Annotated in this window: 6 protein-coding genes; 2 read left to right on the top strand and 4 right to left on the bottom strand. The window is 44.3% G+C overall.

Going from position 1 to position 6,933, the window contains the following annotated elements; all coding sequences use genetic code 11:
- Together BLV55_RS14625 and BLV55_RS11140 are read left to right on the top strand one after the other, a co-directional pair.
- The coding region (locus BLV55_RS14625; protein WP_176968389.1) for a hypothetical protein at window positions 1-379 on the top strand (379 nt) is incomplete at its 5' end.
- A 306-nt stretch (window positions 380-685) separates the two neighbouring features.
- Window positions 686-2,503 carry a complex I subunit 5 family protein gene (locus BLV55_RS11140; RefSeq protein ID WP_093314428.1) on the top strand — a complete coding sequence of 606 codons (1,818 nt, stop codon included), beginning with the start codon at window positions 686-688 and terminating at the stop codon, window positions 2,501-2,503.
- 8 nt (window positions 2,504-2,511) lie between these two features.
- On the opposite strand, the gene BLV55_RS11135 is transcribed toward BLV55_RS11140, so the two are convergent.
- The 4 genes from BLV55_RS11135 to BLV55_RS11120 all read right to left on the bottom strand — a co-directional run bounded on the left by BLV55_RS11135 (window position 2,512) and on the right by BLV55_RS11120 (window position 6,915).
- Complete coding sequence (locus tag BLV55_RS11135; protein ID WP_176968387.1) at window positions 2,512-3,918, bottom strand: LuxR family transcriptional regulator; 1,407 nt, start codon at window positions 3,916-3,918, stop codon at window positions 2,512-2,514.
- A gap of 102 nt (window positions 3,919-4,020) precedes the next feature.
- Window positions 4,021-4,506, bottom strand: a complete 486-nt coding sequence (locus tag BLV55_RS11130) for a hypothetical protein (protein WP_143033203.1) — start codon at window positions 4,504-4,506, stop codon at window positions 4,021-4,023.
- A gap of 119 nt (window positions 4,507-4,625) precedes the next feature.
- Entirely contained in the window at window positions 4,626-5,375 is a 750-nt protein-coding gene (locus tag BLV55_RS11125) for a ZIP family metal transporter (protein WP_093314422.1), read from the bottom strand.
- A 130-nt stretch (window positions 5,376-5,505) separates the two neighbouring features.
- Window positions 5,506-6,915, bottom strand: a complete 1,410-nt coding sequence (locus tag BLV55_RS11120) for an SLC13 family permease (protein ID WP_093314420.1) — start codon at window positions 6,913-6,915, stop codon at window positions 5,506-5,508.
- Window positions 6,916-6,933 lie beyond the last annotated feature (18 nt).

Below are 6,933 nucleotides of genomic sequence, written 5' to 3'. Positions count from 1 at the left end.
TAACCATGAATTTGGATACGCAGATCGTCACGGTTGTTATGCTAGAGCCTTCTCCTCTCAGATTAATAATCATAACCTCTATACCCCAACGATTATTGACGGAAAAGAACAAAAGGGATTGGTGAAACATACGGGACTACGCGCTAATCGTGGATATTTAGCAAAGGAAAGGGATAACGTCGAAGTGACCATATGGACGTACCAGTTACCTGAAGATATAACGGTGCTGACGAAAGGGCATGACAATGAAAACTTTTTAAGCGATAAGGATTTTGGCCTCCGAAGGATGCCTTTCCAGATCGCCAGGGAATATGTGTTGACCTTAGGTGATGTTCCTTATTATTTTGATGGTACGATTGAATCGGGTGGGTCGTGGTAAGTATCCGTTCCTTAATATCTTGAATCATACTAATTGGTTATCTGTTCTGATGCTTTATTACAAAATTGGTTGCATCACTTCGACGATTAATTTTTCTTGAATCGTTACTAAAGAATAGCTTATTAGCAACGATGTTCTTTCCATAACTTCTTGCAACCCTTGCCGAAAACCCTTGATGTTTTTCCTTGTTTTTGTGGTATAAAAAAAGTAAGGCTTCTCTATTTAGTCCGTTCATCCCTTTGGAAAATCTCTTTTTATAGAATACCGAAAGCTTCAGGACACTCTAAAGATGAAAGGAGCTCTGCTTTGAACTTACCACGTTTAATGATTCAGTTTGGTATTCCCGGCATTACCTTGCTTTTTCTTTTTTTTGAATTGATCCTTCCTTTCCTTTTAAAGCATCGTCCCCGAGGTCAGGTGCGACGTCGTGCTGCCAAGGCCTATGTTTTCACCTTAACCTTTATGTTTCTTTCCACTTATTCAGAAGTGGTATCCGAGCCTATTCATTATCAAATCCCGGGTGTTTTTGGGGAAGGAATGTTTTTTCAGGTTGATCCGGTCAACTTTCCGCTTTTAATCTTAACCGGAGTCTTATGGTTGTTGATCGGTTCCTTTAGTCGTGAAGACATTCATTATTTATTCTATACCATGGTTTACCTCTCTACCATCGGCACTTTGCTGGCAGGTGATTTACTCACCTTTTTCCTGTTTTTTGAAATCATGACCTTTGCTTCTTATGCTCTCATGGTTTATCACCGGGGAGAAGAATCGTTAGAAGCTGGTGCGGTCTATATTTACATGGGTATTATCGGCGGTTTGCTGGTCCTTGCCGGACTGTTGCTTTTGGTTGCATATACCGGTCAGCTTCAATGGGATGCTGTAGGTGAAGCTGTCCGGGAAATGAGGTGGATCAATTATCTCATTGCCTTCTTTCTATTGACTGGTTTTAGTGTAAAAGCGGCTTTAATGCCTTTTCATTTTTGGATGCCCCGGGTTTATCCGGGGGCACCTTTTGCCGTTATTGCCCTGTCTTCCGGTCTATTGATCAAGGTAGGTATTTATGGAATGATCCATCTTTTTTCTGTCTCAACCCTGCTTCCTTCTTTGTTTTTTCAAAGGGTTGGTTTTGTTCTGCTTTGGTTAGGGCTCCTCTCCATGTCCTTTGGTGCCTTAGCCGCTCTGATGCAGAGCCATGTAAAACGTCTATTGGCTTATAGCAGTATCAGCCAGATTGGTTATATCGTCACTGGTTTGGGGCTGGGTTTTTATCTGGGCAATGAAGGTATATGGGGCTTTGCCGGCAGTTTCTTTCATTTGTTAAACCATTCTTTATACAAGGTTTTATGGATCTTAGTAGCGGCTACGGTCTATTTTTCTACCAAAGAAACGAATATGTACAAAATGGGAAATCTTTACCGAAAAATGCCACTGACTTTCTTTTTTGGACTGATAGCTTTTATGGGTATGACGGGAATGCCCGGTTTTAATGGGTATGCCAGCAAAACCGTCTTGTATCAGGGGCTGACAGAAGCATCTGAAACGGGTCATGCTTCCCTGACTTATGCCGGCTTACTTTTCAAGGCCGCCAGTGCGGGCACCGTAGCTTATGCGGCCAAGTTTCTCTATCATGTATTTCTGAAATCTTTTTCTGTTTCTTTAAAAGAGAAACCTGCTTATCCTCAATGGATGAATTTTTCCATGGGGATACTCAGCTTATTCATTCTCTTGATTGGCCTTTTTCCTCACCAGCTAATGACCTGGGTGCTAATACCGGCTTCTCAGCATTTAGCCTTTGACCCATCCATGACAGACATAAAAATAACCGGTATGAATTTCTGGCAGTGGAAGAACTTAAGCAGCTCTTTACTGGCCTATTCAACCGGTCTATTACTCTTGTTTGCAGGAGTACGATTTCATTTATTTCAAAAGAATCTGCCCCCATGGGCCAGCGCGGAGAAATTTCTTTACCGTCCTATGATCACAGCCTGTGACCGTTTCGCCACCTATTGTGTCCAAAAATATGAAGCGCCCATCATTTTTGGGGATGCATTGATTTATGCCATTCTCTTGTTTTGTGTCATGTTTGTTTTGATTGTCCGTTCTCTTCTGGGGTTCTCTGGTTAAGGCCAGATCTATCCTTTTAGCTCTTGATTAATCAGTTTGATCAGTTCCATCTTATTATTGATTTGCAGCTTTTGATAAATATTCCGGGAATGAAATTTAATGGTGTTTTCACTTACCACCAACTTTTCAGAAATGCCTTTGTAGGTATAACCCTGAACCAGTAAATCGATGATTTCGCCTTCCCGATCCGTTAGCTGATAGGCTTTCTTGAAGGGTTGCAGTGGGTCTACAGATTCCTCTGACTGGATTTCTCCAGCCAGGTTCATCACAAAATCATGGTTTGCAAAAAAACAATTTAATTGATTGTTCAGAACAGGCATTAACACCATGACAATAAAGATGACTCCTAAGGCTACCAGAATAGACTCGTCCAACTGATTCGTATTGGCGGTGATTACGCTTCCTGCGATGCCACCCAGCAAAATACCCAGCACATTCATCGACAGGCCAATGCCCATGATTTTCGCAGCATCCCGGCTGCTATCCAGAAAATCTCCGATTAAACTCCACCAGAAAAGGTCAAAAACACCAAAAGCACCTAGCATAAAGGTATTCACCAGAAGATAGGTTTTTACCGTTGGTTCCAATGCCATTAACAATAAATAACTGATTCCCATCATGGCCAGGGCCACATAAAGGGCCAGGGCTCGGTTAAAGCCTTTTGGCAGGCTACGAAGAATAAATAGGGCCAGCAGGTAAGGAACTACCCAATAATAGGCTGTCAGCAATCTTAAATGAGCAAAGGTAGGGCGAACTACCTGATACATAATGCCAGAATTGATGGTAATAATTACAATAAACACGCATAAGTATATAAAGGGCTTGGCCATGGTTTCTTTGATGCCCGGATTGTCCAGCATCTCTGGTTCTGACCGATCCATTTCCATTTCCGTATCCAGTCGATAGATAAAAGGAATTGCCAGCAATAGCAATAGGGAGGACAAGGCATAGCCCCCATACATGGAAAGGTGGTTGGTAATCACATTGACCACCATCATCAACAGATTGGAAAGAATCAAAACATCTGCCGCTGTCTGTAACCGCTGGTCTCGAGGAGTGGACCATTTGAAAAAATATCCCCAGGAAGCAATCACCAGCCCGGCATAATAAGACATGGCAATCATTGATAGATACCAAAGAGAGGAATACGGTAGTAAAAAAATCAGACTTCCGGCAAAACAGACGGCAATACCAGCCATCATCACCATTTTGGCAGCACTAGATCTTTTAATAAAATAACCACAACTAAAAAGCCCGACAAAATGAAAGCCAATGGCCAGTAATCCTATCCATTCTGCTTCCGTAGCCGTGGCATTCATTAGCTGATAAAGAACTTCGCCCTCAAAAAGAAAACTTAACAACCACCCAGCGAAAAGAGAGATGCTGACAATGGAGTACTTTTGTTGTTGCGACATGGGACGTCCCTCCCAAGGAACCATTGAATGCTTTCCAATGCTTTCTCTCTATCATATGACAAATGGCCTATTTTTTCCATTGTTTTTTATCATTTGTCTCCATTATTTTTTTTCAGAAGCAATCACTTCCGTTTCCTGAAGGCTTTTTTCCGGATTTTTTACGCCCATAATCAGCAGTGCCGGTTTTACCCAGGAGGACCGACAAAAATGCTGAAATTCTGCGACGGTTTTTTCCCGTCTTCTCTGAAGGTTGGCAATACGACTATCCAGCTCTTTCAGCTTTTTTTCCATTTGCTTCATCTCCAAATGCCCATCACCCTTCGCAATCGTTTTCCCCTTAGGATCTTCTAGTTCCACTTCCACTTCTCCTTTTACGTCTCCCTCCACTTTATTTTCACTTTCCTCTCTATATTCCCGACGGATTCGGCAGTGTTTTTCAATGGATCGGCGCTGTTCCATCATCACACTCATTAAATTCATCATCCGATTGTATACCACTAGCAGCCAAGCCGCCACCAAGACAATTAAGATCAATAAAGACCCTACCATTACTTGTTCCACCGCCACCACCCACTTCCTGTTTCCCATATTATTTTTCCAGTGTGTTCAGCGTCATTATATCTGTTTCGACGAAAGGATCACACACACAAAAGGGGTGGTTTTTCAAAAATGTCCCCTACCCATTTTGGGTAGGGGCACTTTTCGCCTTAAAAAATAACAAATCCAAGCAACATCCCTACAATCAGGCCGGCATTGGCTAGGTGGCTGTGCATGCCATTTGCCTGAGGAATCAGTTCATCGTTAACAATATACACCATGGCACCAGCGGCAAAGGCTAAGGAGCCAGCAATAAGCAGGGGAGAGATATTAAACAAGAGTAATCCAATGGACGTTCCTACAACCGTCATCAAACCAGCACTTAGGGTAAACAGCACTACTTTTCCTCCGGCCATCCCGCCTGCCCGTAAAGGTCCGGCTACGGCTAAGCCTTCCGGGATATTGTGCAAACCAATGGCAATGGCAATAAAAAGCCCTAATTCCGGACTAGCTTCCAGGCCGGCACCAATGGCAAGGCCTTCTGGAACATTATGTAACGCAATGCCAAAAAAAATCAAATAGCCGGTCCGAAGAACGGAAGCGTTCTTGTTTTCAGGAAAATTTTCCGGATTTTCAATCTCCAAATTTTCACTTTCTGACATATGAGCATGAGGCAGTACCCGATCTACCCCAAACATCATTCCGCAGCCAAGAAGAAATCCTCCAAGGACAGCCGCCATGCTTCCCAGCTCCAGGGCTTCCGGCATTAATTCAAAAACGGACAGGGCCAGCATAATACCACCGGCAAAACCTAGTAAAGAGGCCATGGTTTTTTTCCCCGGTGGTCCAAAGAACAGTAAAACAATGGCTCCGATGGCGGTAGAAGATCCGGCTAAAAAACTATACAATAAGCTTTCCAAAATGAGCACCTCCTATGGTTGTCTTGATGCGTCAGCACACCTACTAAGGATTTTACCACTTGAGGAAATTTTTAATCATCTAAATTTTTTATCCACTGAACATCAACCATTGATCTGTCCTAGCTAAGTTCTACGAAAACAGATGTGGCAATAAGAAAGCACCGACCAGGCCCATCACCGCCACACTGACCAGCATCATCAAAACGCCGGCCTTGACCATATCCAAAGTGCGAAAATAACCAGCTCCGTAAGATACGGCATTAGGTGCGGCGTTAGCAGGCAGTAAATAGGCAAAGGAGCTGGAAATACCGGCTGTCAATGCAAATAGAACAGGATCCCAGCCAAAGGTAAGGGCGAGTCCAATGGCAATGGGCACAAAGGTGGTGGCTGTACCAGAAAGACTGCAGAAAATGGTGATGCCTAAAGCGGTGATGGCTGACATGGCAAGAACCGCCAGTGCCTGGGGCATGGTTCCAAAACTATTTTCCAACAAAGCAGCAATCCATGGAATAGCTCCGGTGGTTTGCAGTCCGGCACCCATAGAGAGTCCTCCTCCTACCAGAAATAAAACGTCCCATCCGATCCGTTGTTGAGCTTCCTGCCAGTGAAGGTGCCCGATCTTTGGCATGACTATCCAGATAGTCAGAAACACAGCGACAATATAAAGCCAACCTTCCGGAAGAAAGGAAAGAAACGAATCGGAGAGCCATAGGGTAATGGCCGTTCCAAACAAAAACAGCACCCGTTTTTCTTCCCTGCTGACGGCTCCCATTTCGGCGAGTTGGGACTCTACGGCTTCCAGCCCTCCTTCTACCCTGTCTATTTCCGGTGGGTACACTTTTCTCAGCAATATCCAGGAGATAGGTAGCAGAAGGATCACCATGGGCAATGCCCGGGCTGTCCAGTCCAGAAAGGACAGTTCAATGCCGGCTAAATGACTAAGCAATGCGATGGCTATCGGATTTGCCGGTGTCCCCGTAGGGGTACCCATCCCTCCGATATTGGCCGAAAAAGCCACTCCAATAAAAAGAGCTTTTCCATAATTGCTTTTTAAGGGCTGGCCGCCAGCCATTTTTAGAATTCCGGTGCCAATGGGCACCATAATGGCTACGGTGGCGGTGTTAGACATCCACATGGACAAAAAAGCTGTCGCTGCCATCATTCCCAGCATTAGGTGGCTGGTCTTTTCACCCATTTTTGAAATAATCGTTAAACTCAGCCGTTGATCCATCCCAGAATTTACCAAGGAGCCTGCCAGTAAATAACCTACCAGCACCACCGCGTTAACAGGGCTGGCAATATAGGCTAGCGCTTCCCCTATCGGCAGAATCCCAAAAAGGGACTGAAAGAGGATAATCACCAGACCGGTTACCCCGATGGCTACGGCTTCTGTCATCCATAAAAAGGCGGCGGCCAGTGCAATCAGTAGCATGATCAGTCCTTCCTGCGGTAAGCCTTCCGGAGGTGTTATCCATTTTCCGCTCAACACTATCAGAAGTGAAAGGATGCAATAGATAAGTTTTTTTGATTCCGATCCCATGTAGGTTGCCTCCTTTTC

The sequence above is a fragment of the Tindallia californiensis genome (assembly GCF_900107405.1).
Classification (GTDB): Bacteria; Bacillota; Clostridia; order Peptostreptococcales; family Tindalliaceae; genus Tindallia; species Tindallia californiensis.
The sequence above is the reverse complement of the archived record's forward strand: the minus strand, read 5'-3'. Positions and strand labels throughout refer to the sequence as shown.

Excerpts from the sequence above, each read along its gene's own strand:
- BLV55_RS11135 (WP_176968387.1), bottom strand. The coding sequence starts at position 3,918 with ATGTCGCAACAACAAAAGTACTCCATTGTCAGCATCTCTCTTTTCGCT.
- BLV55_RS11130 (WP_143033203.1), bottom strand. The coding sequence starts at position 4,506 with ATGGGAAACAGGAAGTGGGTGGTGGCGGTGGAACAAGTAATGGTAGGG.
- BLV55_RS11120 (WP_093314420.1), bottom strand. The coding sequence starts at position 6,915 with ATGGGATCGGAATCAAAAAAACTTATCTATTGCATCCTTTCACTTCTG.